The organism is Brevundimonas sp. LF-1 (genome assembly GCF_037055305.1).
GTDB classification, from domain to species: Bacteria; Pseudomonadota; Alphaproteobacteria; order Caulobacterales; family Caulobacteraceae; genus Brevundimonas; species Brevundimonas sanguinis.
On record NZ_CP146349.1, the window covers coordinates 2,030,654 to 2,057,042 of the forward strand.

The following is a 26,389-nucleotide window of genomic DNA, read 5'->3' on the forward strand; positions in this document are numbered from 1 at the left end:
GTCCATCCGCCCTTCTTCTTGCCGTAGGGGAGGGATTCGCCTACCCCTCGCGGCTTGATTCAACGGATGACGGACGATCCCGGATGAGCCTCGCGCTTCTCTTTCCCGGTCAGGGCAGCCAGTCGGTGGGCATGGGCGTCGCCCTGTCGGAGGCCTTCGCCAGCGCGCGCGAGGTCTTCGCCGAGGTGGACGACGCCCTGAACCAGAAGCTGTTCGAGCTGATGCGCGAAGGGCCGGACGATCAGCTGACCCTGACCGAGAACGCCCAGCCGGCCCTGATGGCCGTGTCGGTCGCTACGGCGCGGGTGCTGAAGGTCGAGTTCGGCGTCGACGTGGCGCGCGCCGCCTTCGTCGCGGGTCACTCGCTGGGCGAATATTCGGCCCTGGCGGCGGCGGGCGCGATCAGCCTGTCGGACACCGCCCGCCTGCTGAAGCTGCGCGGTCAGGCGATGCAGCGCGCCGTGCCGGTGGGCAAGGGGGCGATGGCGTCGCTGATCGGGCCCAAGACCGATCTGGCGCTGGCTGAGGAAGCCGCCAGGGCCGGTTCGGCGGCGGGCGTCTGCGTCGTCGCCAATGACAACAACAAGGGCAACGTCGTCATCTCGGGCGACAAGGCCGCTGTCGATCTGGCCATCGAGAAAGCCAAGGAGCTGGGCGCGCGCGCCATTCCGCTGAACGTCTCGGCGCCCTTCCACTGCCCGCTGATGCAGCCGGCTGCGGACGAGATGGCCGCCGCTCTGGCCGACGCCAAGATCGTCGCGCCCGTCGTGCCTGTGGTCGCCAACGTCACCGCTCGCCCGGAAACCGACGCCGAGGTCATCCGCCGCCTGCTGGTCGAGCAGGTCACGGGCCGCGTACGCTGGCGCGAGAGCATGGAGTGGATGGCGACTGAAGGCGGCGTGACCCGCTTCGTCGAGGTCGGCTCGGGCAAGGTGCTGACCGGCATGGCCAAGCGCATCGCCCCCACCGCCGAGGCCCTGGCGCTGAACACGGCCGAAGAGCTGGAAGCCTTCGCGAAATCCATCTGAAGCCGCTCATCCCCGCGGAGGCGGGGACCCAGTTCTTTGGGAACGAGATGCGGCGCTTGAAGCTAAAGCCTAGGTCCCCGCCTCCGCGGGGATGAGCGGAGATTTCAATGTTCAATCTTTCGGGAAAGACCGCCCTCGTGACCGGCGCGACCGGCGGCATCGGCGGGGCCATCGCCCGCGCCCTGCACGCGCAAGGGGCGACGGTCGTCCTGTCCGGCACGCGTGAAGCCGTGCTGGCCGATCTGGCCAAGGAATTGGGCGAGCGCGCCTTCTTCGCCGCCGCCAATCTGTCGGATGCGGACTCGGTCGACGGTCTGGTCGCCCGCGCCGAGGAAGCGGCCGGCGCCCCGCTGGACATCCTGGTCGCCAACGCGGGCATCACCAAGGACGGCCTGCTGATGCGGATGAAGGACGAAGACTTCCAGTCCGTCATCCAGATCAATCTTGAGAGCTATTTCCGCCTGACCCGCGCGGCGGTGAAGGGGATGATGAAGCGCCGTTCGGGCCGCATCATCGGCATCACCTCGGTCGTCGGCGTCACCGGCAACCCCGGCCAGACCAACTATTGCGCCTCCAAGGCCGGGATGATCGGCTTCTCCAAGTCGCTGGCCCAGGAAGTCGGCTCGCGCGGGATCACGGTAAACTGCATCGCGCCGGGCTTCATCGCCTCGCCGATGACCGACGTGCTGAACGACCAGCAGCGCGAGGCCATCCTGACCAAGATTCCGGCCGGGCGCCTGGGCGAGGGCGACGAAATCGCCTCGGCCGCCGTCTATCTGGCGTCGGATGAAGCGGGCTATGTGACGGGCCAGACGCTGCACGTTAACGGCGGCATGGCGATGATTTGATCAAGGCGTGAAGTGTCATCACGACGCGCAACAGACTATTTCCACTTCCGCACCCTGTGCTAAAGGGCACGGACGTCTTTCGGGGGTGAGTCTCATTGAGGCTTGATCCCGGCAGGCAGCCGTGACACGGCGAAACAACCCACGACCCGCCATCACGGCGATTTCAAACAGGCAAGAGAGACACTCATGTCCGACACCCTCGAACGCGTCCGCAAGATCGTGATCGACCACCTGGACGCCGATCCGGACAAGGTCACCGAGAAGGCTTCCTTCATCGACGACCTGGGCGCTGACTCGCTCGACAACGTCGAACTGGTCATGGCCTTCGAAGAAGAATTCGACGTCGAAATCCCGGATGACGCCGCTGAGCACATCCAGACCGTCGGCGACGCGGTGAAGTTCATCGACGAGAAGCTGGCCGCCTGATCCGGCTGCGATTCGTCGCACTTACCAGCTGATGGCCGCCGTGACGGACCCCTAGCGGGACCGTCCGGCGGCCATTAGTGTTTCTGGTTACGATTCTGACCAAGAAGGAGCGCGAACCATGCGCCGCGTCGTCATCACGGGCCTCGGCCTGGTTACGCCTCTGGGCACGGGCGTCGAGCACGTCTGGAAGGGCATCCTGGAAGGCCGCTCGGGCATCCGTCCGATCACCGCCTTCGACACCGAGGGCTACGGCTGCACCATCGCGGGCGAGGTCCCCAGCGTCGACGGGCGCGGCGGCGGCGAGCCTGGTCAGCCGGGCGTCTTTGATCCTGATCAGGTCATGTCCGCCAAGGACCGCAAGCGCGTGGACGACTTCATCCTGTACGCCATCGCCGCCGCCGACGAGGCGTTGGCCGATGCGAACTGGAAGCCGGAAACGGAAGACGACAAGGAAGCGACCGGCGTCATGGTCGGTTCGGGCATCGGCGGCCTGGGCCCCATCGCCGACACGGCCATCATCCTGAAGGAACAGGGCGTCCGCCGCGTCAGCCCCTTCTTCATCCCCTCGGCCCTGATCAACCTGGCCTCGGGCCAGATTTCGATCCGCCACGGCCTGAAGGGACCGAACCACTCGGTCGTCACCGCCTGCGCTACCGGCGCCCACGCCATCGGCGACGCGGCCCGGATGATCGCCCTGGGCGACGCAGACGTCATGGTGGCGGGCGGCGCGAAAGCTCGGTCGTGCCGATCGGCATCGCGGGCTTCCTGGCCTGCAAGGCCCTGTGCACCGCCTATAACGACACGCCCGAGAAGGCCTCGCGCCCCTATGACCGTGGTCACGCGGGCTTCGTCATGGGCGAGGGGGCTGGCGTCATGGTTCTGGAAGAATACGAACACGCCAAGGCGCGCGGCGCCAATATCTACGCCGAGGTCGTCGGCTACGGCATGAGCGGCGACGCCTATCACATCACCGCCCCGTCGGAAGACGGCGACGGCGGCTTGCGGGCCATGAAGGCGGCGCTGAAGCGGGCCGGGATGCAGCCGTCCGACCTGGACTACGTCAACGCCCACGGCACCTCGACCATGGCCGACTGGATCGAGCTGAAGGCCGTCGAGCGGCTGGTCGGCGACCACGCCAAGGACCTGGCTGTGTCGTCCACCAAGTCGATGACGGGGCACCTGCTGGGCGCCGCCGGGGCCATCGAGAGCATCTTCTCGGTCCTGGCCATCCGCGATCAGATGGCGCCGCCGACCATCAACCTGGACGATCCGGAGATGGAGACGCCGATCGACCTGGTCCCGCACAAGGGCAAGGCCATGAAGATCGATGTCGCCATGTCCAACAGCTTCGGCTTCGGCGGCACCAACGCCTCTGTGATCTTCAAGAAGGTCGACTGACTTGGCCAAGGCTCCGTCCCGCCGCACCCCCAAGGTTCGCATTCCCAAGTCGCGCGTTCCGAAAAAGGGAAGCGGGGGCGGAGGCGGTCGTTCCGGCCCCAAGACAGGATTGGGCGTCGGCCTGATCACCGCCGCCGGGACGCTGGGCCTGTTCCTGGTCGCGGCGCTGGTGGCGCTGTGGGCCATCTACTGGGGGCCGGGGCCGAGAGCGGCGCAAGGGGAGGCGACCATCGTCACCCTGCCATCCGGGGCGGGCGTTCCGGCCATTGCGGCCAATCTGAAATCGGCGGGGGTGATCCGCTCGACCGACCTGTTTCGTGCGGCGATCAGCCTGACCGGCGCCGACCGCAAGATCCGCGCGGGCGAATATGAGGTGCCGTCGGGCGCTCTCTGGCGACGGTGGTGGGCCTGCTGGTCGACGGCAAGTCGGTGCGCCACTACGTGACCCTGCCCGAAGGCTGGTCTAGCGCCCAGGCGGTCGACATCCTGATGAAGCAGCCGGTCCTGACCGGCGAGGTCGAGGTTCCGCCCGAGGGCAGCCTGTGGCCCGAGACCTATGAAGTCACGCGCGGCGAAACCCGCGCCGCCGTCGTCGCCCGCATGCAGCGCGCCGCCAAGACCAAGCTGGAGACCCTGTGGGCCGCCCGCTCGCCCGCCACGGTGGTGACGACGCCCGAAGAGGCGGTCATTCTGGCCTCCATCGTCGAGAAGGAGACGGGCATCGCCTCCGAACGGCCCCAGGTGGCGGCCGTCTTCACCAACCGGCTGCGGCTGGGGATGCGGCTGGAGAGCGACCCGACCATCGTTTACGGCGTGACCAAGGGGCGGCCGCTGGGGCGCGGCATCCTGCTGTCGGAGCTGCGCAAGCCGACGCCGTGGAACACCTATCTGATCGACGGCCTGCCGCCGACGCCGATCGCCAATCCGGGCGAAGAGGCGCTGAAGGCCGTGCTGAACCCGCCGCGTTCGGAATACATCTTCTTCGTCGCTGACGGCACGGGCGGACACGTCTTCGCCCGCACCTATCAGGAGCACCTGCTGAACGTGGCCCGCTGGCGCGAGATCGAGCGCCGCAAGGCCGGCCTGGCGCCGGGCCAAGGCGCGCCGGAAACCTCGCCCGCGCCGATGACGGATGAGGCCGTCCCGGCCATCGCCATCCCGCCCGGCGCCAAGGTCATTCGCGTGCCGACGGAGGCCGGGCGATGAGCGGAAGTCATATCTGCGGCATGACCGGCTTCGGCCGGGCCGACGGCGGGCTGGACGGCTGGACCTGGACGGTCGAGGCGCGTTCGGTCAACGGGCGGACGTTGGAGACGCGCTTTCGCGGGCCCGGCGGCTTCGACAATCTGGAGCGGCTGGCCAAGGCGGCGGCGCAGGCGCGCCTGAACCGGGGCCAGGTGACGCTGGGCCTGCAGGCCAAGCGCGCCGAGGGGTTCGAGCCCGCGCCGCGCGTCAATGAGGCGGTGCTGGCGACCTATCTGCGGCTGGCCAACCAGTTGGCGCAGGAGGGGCCACTGCGCCCTCCGCTGACGGCCTGCTGGCCCTGCGCGGCGTCATCGAGGTCGCCGAAGAGGATGAGGACGCGGAAGGCCGCGCCGCCTTGGAAAGCGCCATGGCCGCCACGGTCGAGCAGGCGCTGGATGCGCTGAAAGCGTCGCGCCAGCGCGAGGGCGAGCAACTAACGCCGGTGATCCACGACTTCGTCGGAACCATCGAGGCCCTGGTCGCGCGCGCCGAGCTTGAGGCGTCGGCCCAGGTCGAGGCCATCCGCGACCGCTTCACCCGCCGGATCAGCGAACTGGCGCCCGATGCGCCCGGTCTGGACGAGCGGGTCTTCCTTGAGGCGGCCGCATTGGCGACCAAGGCCGACGTGCGCGAGGAGCTGGACCGGCTGACGGCCCACGTCGCCTCGGCCCGCGCACTGTTGCAGCAACCCCCGCCGGTCGAAAACTCGACTTCCTGATGCAGGAATTCATGCGTGAGGCGAACACCCTCTGTTCGAAATCCGCTACGACCGCGCTCACCGGAATCGGCCTGGAGTTGAAGGCCGTCATCGAACAGCTTCGAGAACAAGTTCAGAATGTCGAATAACCGCACTCCCCGCCGTGGCGTCCTGTTGATCGTGGCCAGCCCGTCGGGGGCCGGAAAGACCTCGCTGTGCCGCCGCCTGATGGCTGACCACAAGGGGCTGGAACTGTCGGTCTCCATGACGACCCGCGACATCCGTCCGGGCGAGGTGGACGGGCGCGACTACAACTTCGTCTCCGCCGAGGAATTCCAGCGTCTGATCGACGCCGACGCCTTCCTGGAATGGGCCGATGTGCACGGCAACCGCTACGGCAGCCCCAGCGCCCCGGTCGAGCGCGCGCTGGCCGAGGGCCGCGACGTCCTGTTCGACATCGACTGGCAGGGCGCCCGCGACGTGGCCGCCAAATGCCCCGGCGACGCCGTGCGGGTCTTCATCCTGCCGCCCAGCCTTGAGGAACTGCGCCGCCGCCTGGTGACGCGTTCTCAGGACGCCGAGGACGTGATCGAGCGCCGCGTCGCCAACGCCAAGGGCGAGATCGAGCACTGCGACGAGTTCGACTATGTGCTGGTCAATGAGGACTTCGACCGATCCTACGCCGAGCTGGCCCACATCTACCACGCCGAGCGCAGCTGCCGGCGCCGCAACCTGTGGGTCGACGGCTATAAGGCGGCCCTGTTGAAGGAAGTGGTCTGACGCCCATGAACGAGGCCGAACACCGCCGCTGGCTGGCCCAGGCCGTCGATCTGGCGCTGGAGAACGTCCGGGCGGGCGGGCGGCCGTTCGGCGCGGTGCTGGTCAAGGACGGGGCGCTGGTCGCCAGCGGCGTCAACCGGATGCTGGCGACGAACGATCCCAGCTCACACGCCGAAATGGAGGCCCTGCGTCAGGCGGGACCGGCGCTGGGCGGCGTGGACCTGTCGGGCGCGGTCCTCTACGCCAGCGGCCACCCTTGCCCGATGTGCCTGGCGGCGGCAGTGATGACGCGGGTCAGCGCCGTCTACTACGCCTTCAGCAATGCGGACGCCGAGCCCTACGGCTTCTCCAGCGCGGCGACCTATCAGACGCTGGGGGTGAGGCTGGACCCGCCGCCGCTGCCGCTGACGCAACTGAACGTGCCGGGGCGGACGGCGGCGGAGCTTTACGGCGCCTAGCGGAAGGTCACGCGCACGCCCGGCTTGACCTTTGAGGCCAGTTGCTCGGCGTCCCAGTTGGTCAGGCGCACGCAGCCGCTGGAGAAGGTCTTGCCGACCTTGGACGGGTCTGGCGTGCCGTGGATGCCATAGGTGTCGCGCGACAGGTCGATCCACACCGATCCCACCGGATTGTTCGGCCCCGGCGGCACGATGACCTTGCGGTCGCCCCGGTCATAGCTGACCCGGTCGGGGTCGTAGGTGTAGTTCGGCTCGGGCGCGACGCCGACGACCGTCACTTCGCCCGAGGGCGCCGGGCGCGCCGAACTGCCGATGGTGGCGGGATAGAAGGCCAGCAGCTTGTCCGCCGCGTCATAGACCCGCACCGAGCGCTCGGCCTTGTCCACGACGATATGGGCCACCTCGGCCGCCAGATCGGTCTGGGCGACAGCGGCCACGACGATGGTCTGACCCGCTTTGGCGAAGTCGACGCCGGGGTTGAGCGCCTGCAGCAGGCCCTCGGTCATGTGGAACTTCTCGGCCAGCATCTCCAGCGGCGTCGCGTAGCCGACGGTCTTCAGCTTAGCCATGTCGGCCAGATCGCCGGAACCTGTCCGATGAAGGAACCGCTGAGATCAGCGGCGGTGATGGTGTAGTCGGTCAGGACGCGGCCGTCGTCGCTTGCCGTCAGGCGGCGAAAGACCTCGGCGTCCAGCACCCCGTCCTGCGGCAGGCCGGCGGCTTTCTCGAAGGCGGCGATGGCCTGGCGGGTGTTGTCGCCGCCCAGACCGTCGATCACGCCCGGCGAGAAGTTGGCGCGGTCCAGCAGGATCTGCGCGCGCGCCGTCGCCGCGTCGGGACGGGCGGGCTGGCCCTCTACGGGAGCGGGGGCGGCCTCGAAGACGGCGCTTTCGACGGCGTCGCGGGTCAGGGCGGCGGGCGCCGGGGTTGGGCCGACGCCGGCGGCTGCTGCGGCTTGGGCGTTTCAGCCGGAGAGCCGCAGGCCGCCAGGGCGGCCGCGATGAAGGGCAGGGCAGAGGCGGCGAGGCGCGATTTCGACATGAAAGCTCCGAAGGGTCCGGGGCTTGTCGAACGTCCTTACGCTGTGTGCTGTTCCTGCGCCTCTTCGGTGCGGGCGGCGAAGAAGGGCTTCAGCCGGCTGAGCGCGTCTTCGATCTCGGGCGTCGAGACGGCGAAGCTGAAGCGGATGAAGCGGTGGCCGTTGACCGGGTCGAAGTCGACGCCCGGCGCCGTGGCCACGCCGGTTTCGCGAACCAGCTTCTCGCAGAAGGCCATGCTGTCGTTGGTCAGGTGGCCGATGTCCGCATAGATGTAGAAGGCGCCGTCCGGCGGCGCGATCGAGCGCAGGCCCATGGCGGGCAGGGCGTTCAGCATCAACTCGCGGTTGGCGCGATAGACGTCGATATTGGCTTCCAGCTCGTCTTCGCAGTCCATGGCGGCGAGCCCTGCGAACTGGCTGAGCGTCGGCGGCGTCAGGAACATGTTGCCCATGCGCGCGCGGGCCTGCTGGACCTCTTCTTCCGGCAGTATCAGCCAGCCCAGGCGCCAGCCGGCCATGCTCCAGTATTTGGAGAAGCTGTTCACGATCATGGCCTTGTCGTCGAACTGCAGCATGCAGGGCGTGTCGTGGCCGTAGGTGATGCCGTGATAGATCTCGTCCGAGATGATGCTGATGTTGCGCTCGCGGCAGACCTCGACGATGGCCTTCAGCTCGTCCTCGGCGATGACCGTGCCGGTCGGGTTGGCGGGGCTGGCGATGATGACGCCCTGGGGCGCCGGGTCCAGGTCGCGCAGGGCCTTGGCCGTCAGCTGGAAGCGCACGTCGGCGCCGCAGTCGATCTCCTGCGGGACGATGTGCAGGGCCTTCATCGTGTTGCGATAGGCGACATAGCCGGGGCGGGCGATGGCGACGCGGTCGCCGGGGGCGAAGCGCATGTTCAACGCCACCACCAGAGCGGGCGAGGCGCCGGCCGTCATGATGACGCGCTCGGGATCGATCTCGACGCCGTAGCGGTCCTTGTACAGCTTGGCCACGCGGGCGCGCAGCAGGGGCTTTCCCAATAGCCGCCGGCTTCGGCGTCGATCACGCGGTGCGCCTCAGCCAGGGCGGGCGCAGGGCGCCGGTCGAGGGCTGGCCGAACTCCATGTGGATGACCGATTGGCCTCGGGCCTTCATCTCATGGGCGATGCGGCTGATGGCGATGGCGCGGAAGGGTTGGATTTCTACTGTCATGTCAAAGCGTCGGCCAATCTGAGGAAGCCCGCCACGTCGATGGTCTCGGCGCGGGCGTCGGGTTCGATTCCAGCGGCTTCGCACAGGGCGGCGCCGCCGAGCTGTTTCAGGCTGGAGCGCAGCATCTTGCGACGCTGGCCAAAGGCGGCCGCCGTGACCCGTTCCAGCCGCTTCAGGCGGTCGGGGGCGGGGCGCTCCGCCAAGGGTATCAGATGCACCACGGCCGAGGCCACCTTGGGCGGCGGGGTGAAGGCGGCGGCGGGCAGGTGCATGACGATGCGCGCCTCGGCCACGGCCTGGGTGATGACGGCCAGACGGCCATAGGCGTCCTCGCCGGGCTGGGCCACCACGCGCTCGGCGACTTCCTTCTGGAACATCAGGGTCAGGGCGCACGGCGTCCACGGCCCCGTCAGCCATTTGATCAGCAGCGGCGTGCCGACGTTGTAGGGCAGGTTGGAGACGAGGTGCGCGGGGCCCTCGACGAGTTCGGCTTCCTTCACCTTCAGGGCGTCGGCCTCGACGATGGTCAGGCGGCCCGAGCCGTCGTCCAGTTCGGACAGCAGGGGGATGAAGCGCGGATCCTTCTCGACCAGGACCACCTTGCCCGCGTCGCTTTCCAGCAGGGCGCGGGTCAGGCCGCCGGGGCCGGGGCCGACCTCGATGACGGCGCGGCCGTCAAACGGTCCGGCGTAGCGGACGATCTTGCGCGTGACGTTGAGGTCCAGCAGGAAGTGCTGGCCGAAGCTCTTCTTGGCCGACAGGCCGTGGGCGTCGAGCGTTTCACGCAGGGAGGGCAAGGTCATTCGCCCTTCTCCCCTCGGGGGAGAAGGTGGCTCGCGGAGCGAGACGGATGAGGGGCTGGGTCCGCATCTGGTCGGCCCGAAGGCGGATCGCGCCCAACAGGACGTTAGGGTCGGACAGGAAGGCCTCGTTGCCCGATCTCAGCACCATGAATCCCGCCTGCTCCAGTCTGGCGTCACGTTCCACATCCTGCGCCTCATGAAGCTTATGGACGCCGCCGTCCAGTTCTACGACGAGTCGAATTTCCGTGCAGGCGAAGTCGCAGATCGCGCCGGCGACGGGCGTCTGGCGGCGAAACTTGAGATTATCGAAGCGACGGTCGCGGACAAGACGCCAAAATTTCCTCGGCATGGGTGAGGGTTCGGCGTTGCCGACGGGCGCGCTTCGTCCGGGCTGGCGTTTGCCACATGGTTGACCGCCCCCTCATCCGAGCGCCTTCGGCGCCCACCTTCTCCCCGAGGGGAGAAGGCTATCGGCTGGCGCGGGCGGACGCCATCTCCGAAGCCAGGCGGACGGCGGCGATGAAGCTGTCGGCGCGAGCCACGCCCTTGCCGGCGATGTCGAAGCCGGTGCCGTGGTCGGGCGAGGTGCGGACGATCGGCAGGCCAAGGGTGGCGTTCACTCCGCCCCAGAAGTCGAGCGTCTTCACCGGGATCAGCGCCTGGTCGTGATAGAGGCAGACCACGGCGTCGTAGCGCGCCCGCGCCTCTTCGTGGAACAGGGTGTCGGCGGGCAGGGGGTCGGTGATGTTCAATCCCTCGGCGCGTAGAGCCTCGGCGGCGGGGCGCAGCACCGTCGTCTCCTGCAGGCCGATAGCGCCGCCTTCGCCCGCGTGGGGGTTCAGAGCGGCCATGGCCAGGCGCGGGGCGTGGATGCCGAAATCGCGCTTCATCGATTCGTGGACGACGCGGGCGACCCGGGCGACGCGCTCGCCGGTCACCAGCTCGGGCAGTTGGTCGATCGGCACATGGATGGTGACGAGGCAGGCGCGCAGGTCTTTCGCCGTCAGCATCATCACCGGGCCGCGCGTGCCGCTGAACGGGACGTCGGCGGTCAGTTCGGCGATGAACTCGGTGTGGCCCGGAAAGCGGAAGCCGGAGGCGTACATGGGCGCCTTGGCGATGGGCGCCGTCACCAGGCCGGAGCCTTCGCCCGACAGCACCAGATCGACGCCGCGCTCGATCCAGTCCGCCACGGCGACGGCGTTGGCGGGTTCGGGCTGGCCGGGCGTCACGGGGGCGGGCGCCGGATGGTGCAGGACAGGGATGGCGCGGTCGAAGACGGAGGCGGCGTCCGACGGGCTGAGCACCGCCTCGACCGGCTGGCCCTGGGCCTTCAGCACCTGCACGTCGCCGACCACGACGAAGGGCGTGATCGGGGCCACAGGGCCGGGCGGCGACGACAGCGCCGACCAGGCGCGGGCGATGATCTCCGGCCCGACCCCGGCGGGGTCGCCCATCGTGACGATGAGCGGCCGGAGCATCGTCATTGCTTGATTTCGATCAGGGCGTCTTCACGCAGGTCGCGCAGATAGCGGCGGCCCAGCATGGCGTAGTTCTGATTCTGCAGACGCGCTTCGACCTGTTGCGGCGAGGGGGCTTCCGGGCCGCCCAGGCGGCGGTCGCAGACAGCCAGCAGGTGGACGCCCAGAGGCGTACGCACCGCCGTGCTGACCGAGCCGATCTCGGCCGAGCGGGCGACCTGCTGGAACTGCGGCGCCAGATCGTCGACGTCGCTTTCGCCCAGGTCGGCGCCGAGCAGGCCCGTCTCAGAGCGAGCGCGGGTCAGGATGTTGTCGCACGTCAGTTGGCCGCGCAGGGCCTCGAGACGCTGGGTCGCGGCGGCGACCTGAGCCTCGTCGGCGGTCTCGGGCAGTTCGATCATGACCTGCTTCATCTTGACCATGCTGGTCGAGGCGCCCGAGCGCTTGTCGCGCATGTACAGGATGTAGACGCCGCCATCGACGGGGATCGGGTTGGACAGCTGACCGACTTCCAGGGTCTCCATGACCGTTTCCAGGGCGGGCTGGGCGGCGCCCTTGACGATCCACCCGGCGTCGCCGCCGCGCGCGGCTGAAGGAGCGGCCGAGAACTGGCGCGCCACGGCCATGAAGGGGCGCCCTGGATCATCTGCTGCACCAACTGGCGCGCGCCGTTCATGGCTTCCTGCATCCCGCCGACGCGGGCCGCTTCGAGGTAGATCTCCCCGACCAGATACTGGGGCTTGGTGGCTGATTCCGTCAGCTGGCGCACGGCCTGGTCGACCTGGCTCTTGCTGACGCGGGCGCGGTCGCGGAAGCGGCCGCCAACCAGTTCGCGCCAGCCCACCTCGGTGCGGATCTGTTCGCGGAAGGCGGGAAGGGCGATGCCGCCCTGTTGCAGGAAGGCGAGGAAGGATTCGGGGCTGGCGCCGGCCTGGCGGGCCATGTCGGCGATTTCGCGATCAACCTCGTCGTCGGTGATCTTCAACTGGTCGAACTTGGCGATTTCCTGCGCCTGGAGATGCTGTTCGATCAGGTCGTTGAGCGCCTGTTGCTGGATGGCGGCGATGTTCTCTTCGGTCGGCTGCAACTGGGACATGGCCATGACGACCAGCATCCTCTGGCGCAGGTCGAAGCCCGTGATGATGCGGTCGTTGACCGTAGCGATGATGCCGTCGGCCATGCGGAACTGAGGCGCCGGCGTCGCGCGCTGAGGCGCTTCTTCCGCCGCCGGATTCAGGGCGCCGGCTGCGGGCGGGGCGGCGGGCTGAGCCTGAGCCGCCGGCGCCGTCTGGGCCCATGAAGGCTCCACGGCCGTCACGACCATGAGGGCGGCCAGGGCGGCTCCCGTAGAGTAACGCTTCAAACGCATCGTCAGTCCTGATTCCCTAAAGCGGTCCCAATCCGGCCCAATCCGGTAAGCGACGCTGTCCGCGCCGCCGCGCCAGGGCGCACGTCCCCGTAAGCCGCAATCCACGCCATGCCTACCGCATATTGCCGCGATCATAGCCTGAACCTCCAAAAGTGGCGAGGTTAAGACGGATGTAGACGCCTTCGGCCGGGCCGGTGGGGCGCACGCGGGTGTTGTCGCGACGCCAGCCCAGCTCGATGCGGAAACAGTCGTCGTCAAACAACAGGCCGACCTCCGAGCGGGTGATGATGTCGCGTTCCAGATCGGCGATGCCGGTCACCGCCACGCCCCAGTTGCCATAGACGAACTGGTTGGCCGACAGCTGGACGAATTCGTAGTTGCGGTTCTCGGGTCCGTCCAGCGGATTGGAGCGGTCGACGATGTAGCTGACGCTGGCCAGGTTGCGGCGACCCCAGCGGCCGTCGACCGTCGCTTCGGCGCGGCGAATCTCGCCATTGCCGTCGACGGTGGCGTGGAACCAGCCGCGCATCCGGTCCGACGGATTGAACGTCCCCTGAACCACCCAGTCCGAGGTCCGGCTGGCTAGACCCGACGGGTCATAGAGGCGGGCCGGATCGTCCGGGATCGGCGTCAGATATTCGTCCTGGTCGTCGGCGCGCATGCTGCGGCCGATGAACAGGCTGGCCGAGCGCACCTCGTCCCAGCGCAAGGTGGCGCGGGCACCCGCCGTGAAGCGCAGGCCGCCCTCCAGCAGGTCGTAGCCGGGGAAACGGTCCATGCGGAACAGGGACAGGTGGTCCAGCTCGGTGATCTGGCTGTCTTCGTTCGGGATGCGCGGGTCCAGGTCCGCCTTGTTGGAAATCGACAGCTGGGCCATCGGCTCAAGGATCAGGTCGGACGAGGCGCTGAGGCCGCGATACAGCGGATAGCTGACATCGACCCCGGCGCTGGTCCGCGCGCGGAAATGGGTCTCGTCCTCGACGCCGAGGGCGGGCGGCAGATCATCGACCGAATAGACGTCGGCGCGCAGGTCCACGAAAGGCTCCCACCGCACGCCGATGGGCGAGGTCAGCACCCGGCGCCACTCGGCCTGGCCGGTGATGCGGCGGCTGTCGACGCCGGGCAGGCCGTCGGTCGGCCCGGCGGGAATCAGTTCGGGCGCCAGGGTCGGGAAGCCGACATAGGCGTCGCGCGTAAGCGCCACGGCCGAGCCGCGCAGGCGCAGGCGACCGCCCAGCACGGGGCCTTCAGGCTCCCAGCGCGCCTCGATCAGCGGCGCGACCAGCGGCAGGGTGTTGTCGTCTTCAAAGACGTTCAGGGCCGGGGTGATCGGGTTGAACTCGGCCACCCGCAGGCTCTGCAAGGTGAAGGCCGCGACCGACAGATAGGACCGCTCGGTCTGGCGCTCGGCGTAGATCTGGCTGATCAGGCGGCGGCTGTCGCCGTAGTAGAGGCCGTTGTCCTGATAGGCGTCGCGGATGTCGTAGCGGTCGAACAGGGTCTTGTCCGAAACCCGCTCGGCGGTGAAGCCCCAGCGCCACGGGCCGTCGGGATCGAATTTGCCGTGAGCCAGCAGATAGCTGCGCGTCGTCGTGTCGCCGAAACGGACGTTGCTTTCCGCCTGGCCGTCGCCGTCCAGGTCGAAGTCGCCGAAGCTGCGGCCGTAGGTGGCGCCGCCGCGCGCGACGATCATCCCGTCGGTGAATCGCTTGCGCCACTGCAGGTTCAGCAGCGGGGCGACCTTGGTGTTGAACTGGGGGCTGACCAGCACGTCTTCAGAGGGCGAGATGACGTGCAGATAGGAATCTCCAGCGAGACCCCGCGTCCCGCCTGATAGTCGCCCCACGGCACCAGGAAACCCGACGCGCGATCCACGGTCGGATCAGGATGCGAGAAGACCGGCAGATAGAAGATGGGCACCCCGCCCAGCCGGAACACCACGTCGCGATACAGGATTGCGCGCAGCTCTTCGTTCTGCACCGCCTTGGACGCCTGGATGGAGACGCTGGGCGTCTTGGCCGCGCCGTCCACGGTGCAGATCGGGCAGGGGGTGAAGATGACGTTGTTCAGCTCGCTAACCGTCTCGGAGCGGCGCACGGCGGTGGCGGCCATCAGGCTGGAGCCGTTGGATAGGCGCGTGGCCAGGTCGACGGCGACGCCCGCCTTGAGGTCGGAATCCAGTTCGATCCGTTGGGCGTGGACGACCGAACCGTCCGGCGCCGTCAGTTCGGCGTCGCCCGAGGCCGTGGCCACGCGGTTCTGGAGGTCATAGGTGAGGTCCTGAGCGCGCAGGCTGTGGTCCTGAAAGCGGGCCATGACCCGATCCTCGGCCGAGCCCTGGGCCGAGATGACGTCGCCCTGACGCTGAGCGGAATCGGCGTCCACGAAGACGGCGTCGGGCGTCAGGCCGTCGGCGCCGGGGGCGGCCTCGGTCGTGGTCTGCGCAGGGGCCTGAACGGGGACGGGCGCCGTCTGGGCCTGTGCGGCCGAGGCGAACGCCAGCGATGAGAGGGGCGCGCCTATGACCAACGCCGCGCCGGTCAACAGCCGAAGGCGCAGGGCTCCCATACGGGGGAGGCGGCGATGGGTCATGCGGAGTCCACTCATTACCGGCCGGGCGGAAACCGCCCGATTAGCCGTCTTCGGTATAGAACAGCAAGGTAAAGGCGGCGAGAGCCGTCAATATGGGCGGCAGCCAGGCGGCGATGACCGGCGGCACGACCTCAGCCGAGCCCATGGCCGAGGAGAACTGATTCAGGAAGAAGAAGGCGAAGCCCAGCACCACGGCCGCCACCGTCATCCGCGCCAGATCGCCCAGACGCATCAGCCGCAGCGAGAAGGCCGCCGCCAGGATCGACATGGCGCCGAAGACCAGCGGCGTGGCCAGCAACTGCTGCAACCGCAGGCGATAGGCGGTGGAGGCGAAGCCGGCGTCCTCGATGCGGCGAATCTGATTGGGCAGAGACCAGAAGGGCGTCGACTGGGGCCGGGCGAAGCGCTGGAAGGCTTCCTTGTCGGCCAGGTTGGACGGCAGATCCAGGGTGGCGTAGCGGACCGCCCGCTGGCCCGTCTGCGCGCCCGAGGCGTCGGTCAGCGCCAGCGCCCGGCGTTCAGGGTGGCCGTGGCCGCATCGACCCGCTCGGTGAAGACGCGATGGCCGCCCGAAGTGGTGGTGTAGATGAAGAAGGTCGCGTCCAGCAGGCGGCCGGTGGCCGGGTCCTGCCGCCCGCCGCGAATGATCATCTGGCGGTTCTCGTCGCCTTCGCGCAGCCAGACGGATTCGCGCGAGTCGCCGCCGGGCGTCGAGCCGGAGATGCGGCCGCGCTCGCGCTGCCAGACCCCGTCGCCTGCGGCGGCCATTGGGCCCAGAACGGTGACGGTCAGGGCGCCCAGCAGCACGGCGGCGCCCGCCGCGGGCAGGACGAAGCGCCAGGCCGACACGCCCGCCGCCCGCATGGCGATCAGTTCGCTGCGCCGGTTCAGGCTGACAAAGGCACCCAGGGTCCCAAACAGGAAGACGAAGGGCAGGAGCTGGAGGATGACCGAGGGCGACTTGACCAGCACCAGGCCGAAAATCCTCGCGCTGGACAGCTCGCCCGAGGAGTTCAGCCCGCGCGAGACCTCGACGAAGTCGATCAGCATGACCAGGGCGGCGATGACGGCGAAGGCTACGCCCAGCGACTTCATCTGCTGGATCAGGACATACCGTTCGATGCGGCCGAGACGGAATTTCATGCGAGCCTCGCCTTCACGCGGGCCAGCGGCGATCCGGGGCGGCGACGGCGCGGCTTGAGCGCGCGGAACAGGACGCGCAGGGCCAGGGCCGTGGCGGCCAACGGCACGACGTATTGCAGGATGTTCAGGGCGCCGTTCCAGGCGCTGGCCGCGACCAGGCCGTAGCCGATGACGCGCAGCAGCAGGAAGGCGCCCGCCGCCTTGGCGATGCGGCCGGTGTAGCCTGTCCGGCTGAAGGCGCCGCCCAGAATGGCCGCCAGGGCAAAGGCCATCGCCGCCAGGGCGTAGAAGGGCGAAGCGAGGCGCGAATGGCCCTCGGCCGCCAGCTCGCCCCGCGTTCCGGCGGTCTCAAGCAGGGCGGGCGTCGGGTCGAACAGGTCGGTCAGCCACAGGTCCGAGGGCTTGAAGCGGATGCGCTCGGTGGTCTTGGCGTAGGGCGACAGGTCGAACACCTGCTGGTCGAACGACAGCTGGTTCAACACCTCGCGCGAGGAATAGCGCTGCATCGACCCGTTCTGCATGGTCAGCACAGGCAGGCCGTCGACGCGGCCGAATCGGGCGGTTTCGGCGTCCCAGGTGGTGACCGTCTTGCCGTTGTCCAGATAGACGAAGAGGTTCTTCATCAGCCCGTTCTGCTCGATCTGCTGGACGTAGACGGTCAGGCCGTCGGGCCCCTGGACGAACTGGCCTTCTTCGACCAGCAGGGCGGCCAGGTCGGTGCGGATGGCGAAGGCCTGACGACGGCCTTCGCGCTGGGCCCACGGCTGGACGAAGACGTTCACCAAAAGGGCGATGACGGTGACGATCAAGGCGATCTGCAGGGCGGGCCGGATCAGGGCCCAGCGGCTGACCCCGGCGGCGTAGGCGGCGGTCAGCTCCTGCTCGCGCTGCAGCCGCGTCAGGGCGATCAGGGCGCCGACGAACAGGCCGATGGGCAGGATGACGGCGATCAGTTGCGGCAGGGCCAGCAGGGTCAGCTTGACCATCACCCAGACGCTCTGTCCGCGCTCGACGATGACTTCCAGCTGATCCAGGCTTTGGCTCAGCAGGCCGATGCCGGCCAGCGCCGCGACCGCCGCCACGACGGGCAGGCCGATCTGGCGGAAAAGATACCTCTGGATCAGGGTCATAAGGCCGGAAAGGTCGTATAATCGGCTGCGAACGTGTTGCAGCCCGGGGCGATGCGAGCCATGTAATACACATCCGGCCGCCCCGACGAAACCGTCGCCGCGACCATGGCAAATTCAAGCGTGATCGGGACAGGTTCTTCCGGTCTGGAGTCAGTTTCATGAAAATCGAATTCGTCGCTTCGCCCGGCGCCGCAGAAATTCTCGCCGTGCTGGTGCATGAAGGACGAGCCCTCGCCGGCGCCGGTTCGGCGCTGGATCAGGCGGCCTCGGGCGCCCTGACCAAGGCGATGAAGAACAGCCGCTTCAACGGCGCGGCCAACAGCAGCCTGAACGTGGCGGCCCCGGCCGGGATCGACGCGAACGCCGTGCTGCTGGTCGGCGCGGGCGCGGCGGACAAGCAGGACGATCTGGCGGTCGAAACCGCCGCCGCCGCCGCCTATCAGGCGACCAAGATGTCGGGCGCCGAAGTCCTGACCATCGAGGCGTCCCACCTGTCGCCGGAGCTGGCCGCCCGCGCCGGTTTCGCCGTTCGCCTGGCCGCCTATCGCTTCGCCAAATATCTGACCAAGCAGAAGGCCGACAAGATTCCGTCGGTGACGACGGTGCGCGTCGTGACCTCGGACGTGAAGGCCGCCGAGGCCGCCTTCGGCCCGCTGTCGGCCGTGGCCGACGCCGTGCTGTTCTCGCGCGATCTGGTGTCGGAGCCCGCCAACATCCTGCACCCGGCCGAGTTCGCGCGCCGCGTGAAGGAGCTGGAGGCCCTGGGCGCCAAGGTCGAGATCCTGGGCGAGGCCGAGATGGAGAAGCTGGGCATGGGCTCGCTGCTCGGCGTCGGCATGGGCTCGGTGCGTGAAAGCCAGCTGGCCGTCATCCAGTGGAACGGCGGCAAGGAGGGCGAGGCCCCCATCGCCTTCGTCGGCAAGGGCGTCTGCTTCGACACCGGCGGCATCAGCCTGAAGCCCGCCGAGGGCATGGAAGAGATGAAGTGGGACATGGGCGGCGCCGCCGCCGTGGCCGGCTTGATGCACGCCCTGGCCGGCCGCAAGGCCAAGGTGAACGCCGTCGGCGTCCTGGGCCTGGTCGAGAACATGCCGGACGGAAACGCCCAGCGTCCGGGCGACGTCGTCACCTCCATGTCGGGCCAGACCATCGAAGTGCTGAACACCGACGCCGAGGGCCGCCTCGTTCTGGCCGACGCCCTCTGGTACACGCAGGACCGCTTCAAGCCGAAGTTCATGATCGACCTGGCCACCCTGACGGGCGCCATCATCATCTCCTTGGGCCTGGAATATGCGGGCGTCTTCACCAACAGCGACGAACTGGCGGCCAACATCGCCGACGCTGGTCCGAAGGTGGGCGAGAAGTCGTGGCGCATGCCGATCCCGGCCGAATACGACCGCCACATCGACAGCCCGATCGCCGATATGAAGAACATGGGCAACGGCCGCGCCGGCGGCTCGATCACCGCGGCCCTGTTCCTGCAACGCTTCACCAACGGCGTGCCGTGGGCGCACCTCGACATCGCCTCGACCGCCTGGGTGAAGGACTCCAGAACCCGACCGTGCCGGACGGCGCCGTCGGCTATGGCGTGCGTCTGCTCGACCGCATGGTCGCCGACCACTACGAAGGCTAAGTTCTGTTCAGGAGGGTAGGGCCGGGTGTCTGACGCCAAGCCGGAAATCTGGTTCTACCACCTGGAGCGGTCGACGCTGGAACAGGTGCTGCCGACCCTGCTGGAGCGCACGCTTCAGCGGGGCTGGCGCGCCCTGATCCGGGGGCGACCTCGCATCGGCTCGACGATATCGACGAGCTGTTGTGGACCTACCGCGACGACAGCTTCCTGCCTCACGGACGGGCCGACGGCGACCACGCCGCGCGCCAGCCTGTGCTTCTGTCCGAATCGGGCGAAAATCTGAATGGCGCTCAGGCGCTGTTCATCGTCGATGATTCAGAGCTTGGGGCCACGCAGGAGTTCGCACGTTGCTTCATCATCTTCGACGGTCGGGACGAGCAGGCGCTGAACCATGCGCGCGGGCGCTGGCGGACGCTGAAGGCGGACGGCGCCGACCTGGCCTATTGGAAACAGTCGGACGAAGGGCGCTGGGAAAAGGCGGCCTGATCCTGACGCTTGGCGCGCTGGCTGTCGCGGCCTGCGCTGCGCCGCCCCCGAACGCCACGACTACGATGCGGACGGCCGCCCATCCGAACTATCCGCCGGTCACGCCGGCCGCGCCCGCATCGCCGACCGAGCGCCCCTATCTATCCGAGCCGGGCATCCGCAACGCTTCGGGCGTCGCCATGTGCAAGGCGGATGAGTTTCAGTGGCTGATCGGGAAACCTCGCACTGAAATCCCCGTTCCGGTGGATGTGGTGAACCGTCGGGTCGCCTGCACGACTTGCCCGATCACCGAGGACTATTCGCCCTATCGGCTCAACATCTTCTACAACCAGCGCACAGGCCTGATCGAACAGGTCCGCTGCGGATGATCATGAGGGACGACGTTATGAAGTCATTTCTGACGCTGAGCGCCGCCGCAGGCTTCCTGGTCCTGGCGGCCTGTGCGCCGACGCAAGGGGCGGGACGACGACCGCGCCGGGCGGCGAGGCGACGCCGGTGGCCTGCAAGGCCAGCGACTATCAGGAGTATGTCGGCCGCAATCGCTCGACCATTCCGGCCGCACCACAAGGCCGCATCTTCCGCGTCCTGTGCAGCAGTTGCGCGGCGACGATGGACTATCGCGACAACCGCGTGACCTTCACCTACGACGACAAGACGGACATCGTGACGCGCGTCAGCTGCGGCTGATCGGGATCAGGGGGCGGGCTTGATCGTGACCCGGACCACCTCCGCCCCTTCGGCCCCCACTTCATAGCGGGCCGTGCCGGTGCGCCGCATCATCAGGCGAGGGGAGGCGATCTCTTCGCCGTTGCGGACCAGATTGATCTCGCTGATCAATAGGTCGTCTGCGCCGTCGCCTTGCTGGGCGTCGAGGCTGGCGTTGAACTCGAACTGATCCTGGTCGCCGATCAGCGTCACTTTCGCCGAGCCGCCGACCGCGACAAAGGTCGTGGCCTGAACCACGTCCTTGCCTGCCTCAATGAACTGGAGTTCGACCGCGTAACGCTGAGGCGTCGCGTCCTGAGCCAGAGAGGGAAGGGCGATCAGGGCGGATGCGAGCGTGATCGCTGCGAACAGGCGGTGCATGTCGGCGTCCTTTCAAGTGGCGAGGCTACGGGTAGCATGACGCTGACATAACTTCGATATGTTATGGTGGGGGCAATTCTCATCGGCACCCCGGAAGCGGCGCAACCGCTATCAGTGACCGCAAAATACGCCGTCCGTCGAGACTTGGGCGGTGCCGGCTCTGCGCTGCGCTACGGCCGGGATGACGGAGGGGGACTTATCGTTCCAGGCCGTAGAGGGCGTCGGCGACGTCCTCGACCTTCTTGCGCACCACGGTTTCGGCGTCGCGCAGGCCGCGGTTGTAGATCAAGCGGCCGATGTCCCGGCCGATGAACTCGACCAGCATTTCGGCGGGCAGGCGGCCGACCTCGACCTCCATTTCGTCGCGCAGATAGGTCTGCAGGCGGGCGACCGCCTCCTGCATCTCGTCCTTGGTCAACAGGGGCGGCGCCTTGCTCATTACGACACCTCGGCTAGAGCTTCCTCGGCGGCGATCCAGTCGGCCTCGGCCTGATCCAGGTCGGCCTGGGCCTTGGCGCGGGCGCGAGTCAGGCCTTCCAGCTTCTTCGGGTCACTGACGGCGGCGTTGGCCAAATCGTCGTCCAGACGCGCCAGATCGGCGGTCAGCTGGGCCATTCGGTCCTCGGCCTTCTTCACCGCATGGCGAAGGGTGGACGGGGACGGTCCCTTCTTCTTCTCGGCCTTGGGCGCGGCGGAGGGCGCGGGGGCCTCGGCCACGGCTTCCTCGTGCTTGACCTGGCTCGGCTTCATGCCGGCCTGCTTGGCGCGGTCCAGGACGAACTTCTGATAGTCGTCCATGTCGCCGTCGAACGGCTTCACCGTGCCGTCGGCGGCCAGCCACAGGCGGTCCGCGACCAGTTCCATCAGCGAGCGGTCGTGGGTGATCAGGATGACCGCGCCGGTATATTCGTTCAGCGCGTCCAGCAGGGCCCGGCGGCTGTCGATGTCCAGGTGGTTGGTCGGTTCGTCCAGGATCAGGATGTGCGGCGCATCCATCGCCACCAGGTTCAGCAGCAGGCGCGCACGCTCGCCGCCCGACAGGGAGCCGACGGTGGTCTCCTGCTTCTCGAAGGGCAGGCCGAACTGGGCCAGACGGCTGCGGCGGCTGCTTTCCGAGGCGTCCGGCATGGCGCGGCGGATGATCTCCAGCGGCGTGTCGGTCGGGTCCATCGCCTCGATCTGGTGCTGGTGGAACCAGCCCACGCGCATCTTGCCGTCGCGGTGGAACTCGCCCGTCTCGATGGTCAGCGCCTTGGCGATCAGCTTGGCGAAGGTCGACTTGCCCGCGCCGTTGACGCCCAGCAGACCGATGCGGTCGTCCAGGTCCATCCGCAGGTTCAGGTTCTTCAGGATCGGCTTGCCCGGCTCATAGCCGACATTGGCCTTTTCCAGCCGGATCAGCGGCGGGGGCAGGGGGCGTTCGGGCGAGGGCAGGGTGAAGGGGGCGACGCGCTCTTCGGGCGGCAGTTCGATGCGCTGCATCTTCTCCAGCCGCTTGACGCGCGACTGGGCCTGGGTGGCCTTGGAGGCCTTCGCCTTGAAGCGGTCGATGAACTTCTGCAGGTGGGCGCGCTCGGCGTCCTGCTTGGACTTGTTGGCCTCCATCAGGCGCAGTTTCTCGGCCCGCGTCTTTTCGAAGGTGTCGTAGTTGCCGGTGTAGAGGTCCAGCTTGCGGTTCGACAGCTGCAGGATATGGGTGCAGACGCCGTTCAGCAGCTCGCGGTCGTGGCTGATGATCAGGGCCGTGTGCGGATAGCGCTTCAGCCGCTGCTCCAGCCAAAGGGCGCCTTCCAGGTCGAGGTAGTTGGTCGGTTCGTCCAGCAGCAGCATGTCCGGCTCGGCGAACAGGGCGGCGGCCAGCGCCACGCGCATCCGCCAACCGCCCGAGAACTCGGCCATCGGGCGCTGCATGTCGTCCTGGCTGAAGCCCAGGCCGACCAGGATTTCCGAGGCGCGCGAGGGGGCGCTGTCGGCGTCGATCTCGATCAGGCGGCCCCAGATCTCGCCCATTTCCTCGGGTTCGGCGGTCTCCAGCCGGGTCAGCAGGTCGTGGCGCTCGACGTCGGCTTCCAGGATGGTGTCCAGAACGCTGACGGGCGTGGCGGGGTGTTCCTGATCGACCGAGCCGATGCGGGCGGTCTTGGGCAGGGAGATTTCGTCGCCGTTGGCGGCCAGCTCGCCCAGGATCAGCTTGAACAGGGTGGACTTGCCGATGCCGTTGCGGCCGACCAGGCCGACCTTGGACCCCGGCGGCAGGCTGACGGAGGCGTCGTCCAGGAACTCGCGGCCCCAAGCGTTGTAGGTCAGGTTTTTGATCTGCAGCATGGGATCCGGACCGAAAAAGGCTTACAAGCGGGGATATTGGAAAGATGTGCGGCGCTCGCTATAAGCCGCCGACCCTCAAACACCCAAACAAGAAGTCACTCCCATGACCGAACGCACGTTCTCGATCATCAAGCCCGACGCCACGCGCCGCAACCTGACGGGCGCCATCAACGCCGTCATCGAAGGCGCCGGCCTGCGCATCGTCGGCCAGCGCCGCATCAAGCTGACCGAAGAGCAAGCCAAGAAGTTCTACGAAGTGCACGCCGAGCGTCCGTTCTACGGCGAGCTGGTGTCGCAGATGATCGCCGAGCCGGTGGTCGTGCAGGTGCTGGAAGGCGACAACGCCGTCGCCAAATACCGCGAAGTCATGGGCGCCACCAACCCGAACGACGCCGCTGAAGGCACCATCCGCAAGCTGTTCGCCCTGTCGATCGGCGAGAACTCGGTCCACGGTTCGGACTCGCTGGAAAACGCCAAGATCGAGATCGAGCAGTTCTTCACGGACGCCGACATCGTCGGCTGATGCTGAAGGGCCGCGCTCGTCGGCCCTTCGGGACCTCCCGACCCGACGCGGCCTGATCGTTTGCGGTCAAGCTGTGTGACAATTCGGCCCGCTCCCGGAACCGGGGGCGGGCCGTTTCGTTTTCACGGTCTCGTTACGCTCGCTCGCAACAACAAGGATGACCGCCATGAAGACGATGCTGAAGCTTGCCCCTGTGCTGGGCCTGACGGCTCTGCTGGCCGGCTGCGGCACCACCACGGAACAACGCGCCGCCACGGGCGCCCTGGGCGGCGCGGTCGCTGGTCAGGCGATCGGCGGCAACACCGGCGCGACGGTCGCCGGGGGCGTCATCGGCGCCGTCGCCGGCGCGGCCACCACGCCGAAGAAGCCGAACGAGTAACCGCTTTCCTCCCCACAAAGTGGGGAGGGGGACCGCGAAGTGGTGGAGGGGCGAGCTGGGGCGGGCGATTAATCCCAGCTCAGCGGAAACAAGCGGCCCCTCCGTCCGCCTTCGGCGCCGATCCACCTCCCCATGGAATGGGGAGGAGAAAAAGGGCGTCGGCTTTGCGGCCGACGCCCTTTCCTTTGTCCGTCGCCGGACGCGCCGCCTACCAGATCCGGGCGCGCTTTTCGGGGGCGATGTATTGCGCCTGATCCGGGGTGACGCCGAAGGCGGCGTACCAGGCGTCGATGTTGCGCGGAGGAGTGGCGGCCCGCGCCATGCCGGGCGAGTGCGGGTCGGTGGTCAGCTGCTCTTTCAGAGCCTCTTCACGCGACTTCTCGCGCCACACCTGGGCCCAGCCCAGGAAGACGCGCTGTTCGCCCGTCAGTCCGTCGATCACCGGCGCCGGTTGACCGTTCAGGCTGCGCTTATAGGCGTCCAGCGCCATCAGCAGACCGCCGAGGTCGGCGATGTTCTCGCCCATGGTCAGGTCGCCGTTGATGGGCGTGCCCGGTACCGGCTCCTGGGCGGCGTAGATGGCGCCCAGGGTCTTGGCGCGCTCCTCGAAGCGGGCGGCGTCCTCGGGCGTCCACCAGTCGCGCAGCACGCCGTTGGCGTCGGTCTTGCGGCCCTGATCGTCGAAGCCGTGGGTGATCTCGTGGCCGATCACGGCGCCGATGCCGCCGTAGTTGACCGCCGGATCGGCGTTCGGGTCGAAGAAGGGCGCCTGCAGGATGGCGGCCGGGAAGACGATCTCGTTGCGCGGCGGGTTGTAATAGGCGTTCACCGTCTGGGGCGTCATGCCCCACTCCAGCGGATCGACCGGCTGGCCGATCTTGCCGCGGTTCCAGGCCCAGTCGAAGGCGGCCGCGCGCTCGACGTTGCCGTAGAGGTCGTCGGCCTTCAGCTCCAGCCCGTCATAGTCGCGCCACTTCTCGGGATAGCCGATCTTCACGCCGAACTTGGACATCTTCAGCAGGGCCTGCTCGCGCGTGGCCTCGCTCATCCAGTCGAGCGCCTTCAGGCGCTCGGTCATGGCGTCCCTGAGGTTGGCGACCAGCGTCTCCATCTGCGTCTTGGACGAGGCGGGGAAGTGCAGGCGCACGTATTCCTGGCCCAGAACCTCGCCCAGCTGGCCGTCGACCAGAACCACGCCGCGATTCCAGCGCGGACGGTTTTCAGGCTGGCCGCGCAGGGTCTTGCCGCGGAATTCGAAGCGCGAGTCGACGAAGGCGTCGGACAGATAGGGGCTGGCCTGATCGACGGTCTGGAAGGCCTGCCAGGCCTTCAGCGTCTCGATCGGCGCATCGGCGAACACCTGGGCGATGCCTGGGATGGCGGTGTTCTCCATCAGCACCAGGGTCGGCACGCTCTCGACCTTGGACGCCTGCAGGAAGGCGGCCCAGTCGAAGCCCGGCGCGAAGGTCGCCAGTTGCGCGGCCGGGGTCGGGTTGTAGATCTTGTCGATCTGGCGACGCTCGACCGTGGTCCAGTGCTTCTCGGCCACCTTGGTCTCGAAGGCCAGGATGTCGGCGGCGGCCTGCGCCGGGTTGTCCCAGCCTGCGGCGGTCAAAGCGCGCGTGACATAGGCGACGTAGGCTTCACGCTGGGGGGCGAAGTCCGGCTTCAGGTAGTAGTCCCGGTCCGGCAGGCCCAGGCCGCCCTGACCCAGATAGGCCGAGTTGATGTTCGGGTCCTGCAGGTCCTCGAACACCGCCAGGCCGAACAGTGAGCCGCCGAAGCCTTCGTGGCTGGCGCCCATCAGGCGGGCCATGTCGCTATGGTTCGTCACGGCGCGGATGGCGGCCAGGTCGGCGGCCAGGGGCTGGGCGCCCAGTTGGTTGACGCGGGCCTCGTCCATGAAGCTGGCGTACAGGGCGCCGACTTTCTGGGCGTTGGCGTTGGTCGGATTGGCGGCGCTGGCCTCGATGATGGCGCGCAGCTGGGCCTGTGAATTCTCATACAGGACGTCGAACGGACCGAAGCGGGCCTTGTCGGACGGAATCTCGGTGTTCTTCAGATAGACGCCGTTGGCGTAGGCGTTGAAGTCGTCGCCCGGCTTCACCGTCAGGTCGCGGCCGTCCAGGTCGAAGCCCCAGGGCTTGATCTCGGGCGCGGTGGAGGCCGCCGTCGAGGCGTGGGCGTGTTGAGCGAGGGTCGGTTGAGCCGTGAAGGCGAGGGCGAGCGCCATGGCGGCGGCGCCCATCAGGCGGGTTTTCATCATCGGGTCTTTCCCAGTGGTGCAGACGTGCGCGATAGCGCCGTCAGGAAGGCGCGTTCGTGC

At 68.0% G+C, this 26,389-nt stretch carries 28 protein-coding genes and 6 pseudogenes; 16 read left to right on the plus strand and 18 right to left on the minus strand.

All coding sequences use genetic code 11. The features are described from left to right. Nucleotides 1–83 precede the first annotated feature (83 nt). From fabD to V8F63_RS11310, 10 genes and pseudogenes are all read left to right on the plus strand, one after another. A complete protein-coding gene (gene fabD / locus V8F63_RS11265) occupies nt 84–1,028 on the plus strand; it encodes an ACP S-malonyltransferase (RefSeq protein ID WP_392353228.1) in 945 nt (314 codons plus the stop codon). A 107-nt stretch (nt 1,029–1,135) separates the two neighbouring features. Next, nucleotides 1,136–1,876: a 3-oxoacyl-[acyl-carrier-protein] reductase gene (gene fabG, locus V8F63_RS11270; protein ID WP_253108200.1), complete on the plus strand. Its 741-nt coding sequence runs from the start codon at nt 1,136–1,138 to the stop codon at nt 1,874–1,876. A 186-nt stretch (nt 1,877–2,062) separates the two neighbouring features. Continuing rightward, entirely contained in the window at nt 2,063–2,302 is a 240-nt protein-coding gene (locus tag V8F63_RS11275; protein ID WP_003165440.1) for an acyl carrier protein, read from the plus strand. A gap of 118 nt (nt 2,303–2,420) precedes the next feature. Next, nucleotides 2,421–3,700: pseudogene (gene fabF, locus V8F63_RS11280) on the plus strand (beta-ketoacyl-ACP synthase II). 1 nt (nt 3,701) lies between these two features. Further along, nucleotides 3,702–4,906 (plus strand): annotated as a pseudogene (gene mltG, locus V8F63_RS11285) (endolytic transglycosylase MltG). Continuing rightward, entirely contained in the window at nt 4,903–5,349 is a 447-nt protein-coding gene (locus V8F63_RS11290) for a YicC/YloC family endoribonuclease (protein WP_392353230.1), read from the plus strand. Before mltG ends, V8F63_RS11290 begins: the two are co-directional and overlap by 4 nt. Continuing rightward, nucleotides 5,256–5,663: a hypothetical protein gene (locus V8F63_RS11295; RefSeq protein ID WP_392355080.1), complete on the plus strand. Its 408-nt coding sequence runs from the start codon at nt 5,256–5,258 to the stop codon at nt 5,661–5,663. Before V8F63_RS11290 ends, V8F63_RS11295 begins: the two co-directional genes overlap by 94 nt. A gap of 11 nt (nt 5,664–5,674) precedes the next feature. Further along, the gene (locus V8F63_RS11300; protein WP_392355081.1) at nt 5,675–5,791 is read left to right on the plus strand and encodes a DUF1732 domain-containing protein; all 117 of its coding nucleotides are present in this window, start codon (nt 5,675–5,677) and stop codon (nt 5,789–5,791) included. Continuing rightward, nucleotides 5,781–6,422: a guanylate kinase gene (gene gmk / locus V8F63_RS11305; protein ID WP_025976711.1), complete on the plus strand. Its 642-nt coding sequence runs from the start codon at nt 5,781–5,783 to the stop codon at nt 6,420–6,422. The genes V8F63_RS11300 and gmk overlap by 11 nt, the downstream gene beginning before the upstream one ends. A gap of 5 nt (nt 6,423–6,427) precedes the next feature. Beyond that, nucleotides 6,428–6,880 (plus strand): nucleoside deaminase, encoded by a 453-nt coding sequence (locus tag V8F63_RS11310; protein WP_392353231.1) that lies wholly within the window; start codon nt 6,428–6,430, stop codon nt 6,878–6,880. Here V8F63_RS11310 and V8F63_RS11315 read toward each other — a convergent pair. The 14 genes and pseudogenes from V8F63_RS11315 to V8F63_RS11380 form a co-directional block, all read right to left on the minus strand. Further along, entirely contained in the window at nt 6,877–7,449 is a 573-nt protein-coding gene (locus tag V8F63_RS11315; protein WP_392353233.1) for a L,D-transpeptidase, read from the minus strand. The genes V8F63_RS11310 and V8F63_RS11315 overlap by 4 nt on opposite strands. Further along, nucleotides 7,437–7,658 (minus strand): peptidoglycan-binding domain-containing protein, encoded by a 222-nt coding sequence (locus tag V8F63_RS11320; protein WP_392353235.1) that lies wholly within the window; start codon nt 7,656–7,658, stop codon nt 7,437–7,439. Before V8F63_RS11320 ends, V8F63_RS11315 begins: the two co-directional genes overlap by 13 nt. 128 nt (nt 7,659–7,786) lie before the next feature. After that, on the minus strand, nt 7,787–7,921 hold the full coding sequence (locus V8F63_RS11325) for a hypothetical protein (RefSeq protein WP_392353237.1): 135 nt from the start codon (nt 7,919–7,921) through the stop codon (nt 7,787–7,789). Nucleotides 7,922–7,957: 36 nt separating this feature from the next. Then, nucleotides 7,958–9,113, minus strand: a pseudogene (locus V8F63_RS11330) (aminotransferase class I/II-fold pyridoxal phosphate-dependent enzyme). Beyond that, a complete protein-coding gene (gene rsmA, locus V8F63_RS11335; RefSeq protein WP_134580456.1) occupies nt 9,110–9,916 on the minus strand; it encodes a 16S rRNA (adenine(1518)-N(6)/adenine(1519)-N(6))-dimethyltransferase RsmA in 807 nt (268 codons plus the stop codon). The pseudogene V8F63_RS11330 and the gene rsmA overlap by 4 nt, the downstream one beginning before the upstream one ends. Beyond that, nucleotides 9,894–10,265 (minus strand): DUF559 domain-containing protein, encoded by a 372-nt coding sequence (locus V8F63_RS11340; protein ID WP_392353238.1) that lies wholly within the window; start codon nt 10,263–10,265, stop codon nt 9,894–9,896. The genes rsmA and V8F63_RS11340 overlap by 23 nt, the downstream gene beginning before the upstream one ends. A gap of 118 nt (nt 10,266–10,383) precedes the next feature. After that, on the minus strand, nt 10,384–11,403 hold the full coding sequence (gene pdxA / locus V8F63_RS11345; protein WP_392353240.1) for a 4-hydroxythreonine-4-phosphate dehydrogenase PdxA: 1,020 nt from the start codon (nt 11,401–11,403) through the stop codon (nt 10,384–10,386). Next, nucleotides 11,400–12,023 carry a peptidylprolyl isomerase gene (locus V8F63_RS11350; protein ID WP_392353242.1) on the minus strand — a complete coding sequence of 208 codons (624 nt, stop codon included), beginning with the start codon at nt 12,021–12,023 and terminating at the stop codon, nt 11,400–11,402. Before V8F63_RS11350 ends, pdxA begins: the two co-directional genes overlap by 4 nt. 263 nt (nt 12,024–12,286) lie before the next feature. Next, nucleotides 12,287–12,901 (minus strand): annotated as a pseudogene (locus V8F63_RS11355) (SurA N-terminal domain-containing protein); the annotation flags it as partial. Continuing rightward, the gene (lptD, locus tag V8F63_RS11360) at nt 12,879–14,537 is read right to left on the minus strand and encodes an LPS assembly protein LptD (protein WP_392353243.1); all 1,659 of its coding nucleotides are present in this window, start codon (nt 14,535–14,537) and stop codon (nt 12,879–12,881) included. The gene lptD and the pseudogene V8F63_RS11355, both read right to left, overlap by 23 nt. Next, nucleotides 14,492–15,358, minus strand: coding sequence for a hypothetical protein (locus V8F63_RS11365; RefSeq protein WP_392353244.1), 867 nt, complete (start codon nt 15,356–15,358; stop codon nt 14,492–14,494). The genes lptD and V8F63_RS11365 overlap by 46 nt, the downstream gene beginning before the upstream one ends. 40 nt (nt 15,359–15,398) lie before the next feature. Beyond that, nucleotides 15,399–15,866 (minus strand): LptF/LptG family permease, encoded by a 468-nt coding sequence (locus V8F63_RS11370; RefSeq protein ID WP_392355082.1) that lies wholly within the window; start codon nt 15,864–15,866, stop codon nt 15,399–15,401. Then, a complete protein-coding gene (locus V8F63_RS11375; RefSeq protein WP_392353245.1) occupies nt 15,857–16,501 on the minus strand; it encodes an LptF/LptG family permease in 645 nt (214 codons plus the stop codon). Before V8F63_RS11375 ends, V8F63_RS11370 begins: the two co-directional genes overlap by 10 nt. Further along, nucleotides 16,498–17,631: an LptF/LptG family permease gene (locus tag V8F63_RS11380; protein ID WP_392353246.1), complete on the minus strand. Its 1,134-nt coding sequence runs from the start codon at nt 17,629–17,631 to the stop codon at nt 16,498–16,500. Before V8F63_RS11380 ends, V8F63_RS11375 begins: the two co-directional genes overlap by 4 nt. A gap of 158 nt (nt 17,632–17,789) precedes the next feature. On the opposite strand from V8F63_RS11380, the pseudogene V8F63_RS11385 reads away from it, so the two are divergent. The 4 genes and pseudogenes from V8F63_RS11385 to V8F63_RS11400 all read left to right on the plus strand — a co-directional run bounded on the left by V8F63_RS11385 (nt 17,790) and on the right by V8F63_RS11400 (nt 20,437). Beyond that, nucleotides 17,790–19,264 (plus strand): annotated as a pseudogene (locus tag V8F63_RS11385) (leucyl aminopeptidase). A 25-nt stretch (nt 19,265–19,289) separates the two neighbouring features. Next, a pseudogene (locus V8F63_RS11390) lies at nt 19,290–19,750 on the plus strand (DNA polymerase III subunit chi). 65 nt (nt 19,751–19,815) lie between these two features. Further along, complete coding sequence (locus V8F63_RS11395) at nt 19,816–20,118, plus strand: hypothetical protein (protein WP_392353248.1); 303 nt, start codon at nt 19,816–19,818, stop codon at nt 20,116–20,118. Nucleotides 20,119–20,245: 127 nt separating this feature from the next. Then, nucleotides 20,246–20,437, plus strand: coding sequence for a hypothetical protein (locus V8F63_RS11400; protein ID WP_392353249.1), 192 nt, complete (start codon nt 20,246–20,248; stop codon nt 20,435–20,437). Nucleotides 20,438–20,443: 6 nt separating this feature from the next. Here the strand turns inward: V8F63_RS11400 and V8F63_RS11405 are convergent, their stop codons facing one another. From V8F63_RS11405 to V8F63_RS11415, 3 genes are all read right to left on the minus strand, one after another. Then, a complete protein-coding gene (locus V8F63_RS11405; RefSeq protein ID WP_025976724.1) occupies nt 20,444–20,836 on the minus strand; it encodes a hypothetical protein in 393 nt (130 codons plus the stop codon). Between the two features lie 196 nt (nt 20,837–21,032). Further along, nucleotides 21,033–21,275: a DUF2164 family protein gene (locus V8F63_RS11410; RefSeq protein ID WP_392353251.1), complete on the minus strand. Its 243-nt coding sequence runs from the start codon at nt 21,273–21,275 to the stop codon at nt 21,033–21,035. Beyond that, on the minus strand, nt 21,275–23,161 hold the full coding sequence (locus V8F63_RS11415) for an ABC-F family ATP-binding cassette domain-containing protein (protein ID WP_392353252.1): 1,887 nt from the start codon (nt 23,159–23,161) through the stop codon (nt 21,275–21,277). Before V8F63_RS11415 ends, V8F63_RS11410 begins: the two co-directional genes overlap by 1 nt. 103 nt (nt 23,162–23,264) lie before the next feature. Between V8F63_RS11415 and ndk the strand changes: the two genes are divergently transcribed. Together ndk and V8F63_RS11425 are read left to right on the plus strand one after the other, a co-directional pair. Next, nucleotides 23,265–23,684 (plus strand): nucleoside-diphosphate kinase, encoded by a 420-nt coding sequence (gene ndk, locus V8F63_RS11420; protein WP_134580475.1) that lies wholly within the window; start codon nt 23,265–23,267, stop codon nt 23,682–23,684. Between the two features lie 166 nt (nt 23,685–23,850). After that, nucleotides 23,851–24,063, plus strand: a complete 213-nt coding sequence (locus tag V8F63_RS11425) for a hypothetical protein (protein WP_392353254.1) — start codon at nt 23,851–23,853, stop codon at nt 24,061–24,063. A gap of 208 nt (nt 24,064–24,271) precedes the next feature. Here the strand turns inward: V8F63_RS11425 and V8F63_RS11430 are convergent, their stop codons facing one another. Beyond that, the gene (locus tag V8F63_RS11430) at nt 24,272–26,329 is read right to left on the minus strand and encodes a M13-type metalloendopeptidase (RefSeq protein WP_392353256.1); all 2,058 of its coding nucleotides are present in this window, start codon (nt 26,327–26,329) and stop codon (nt 24,272–24,274) included. Between the last annotated feature and the right edge of the window lie 60 nt (nt 26,330–26,389).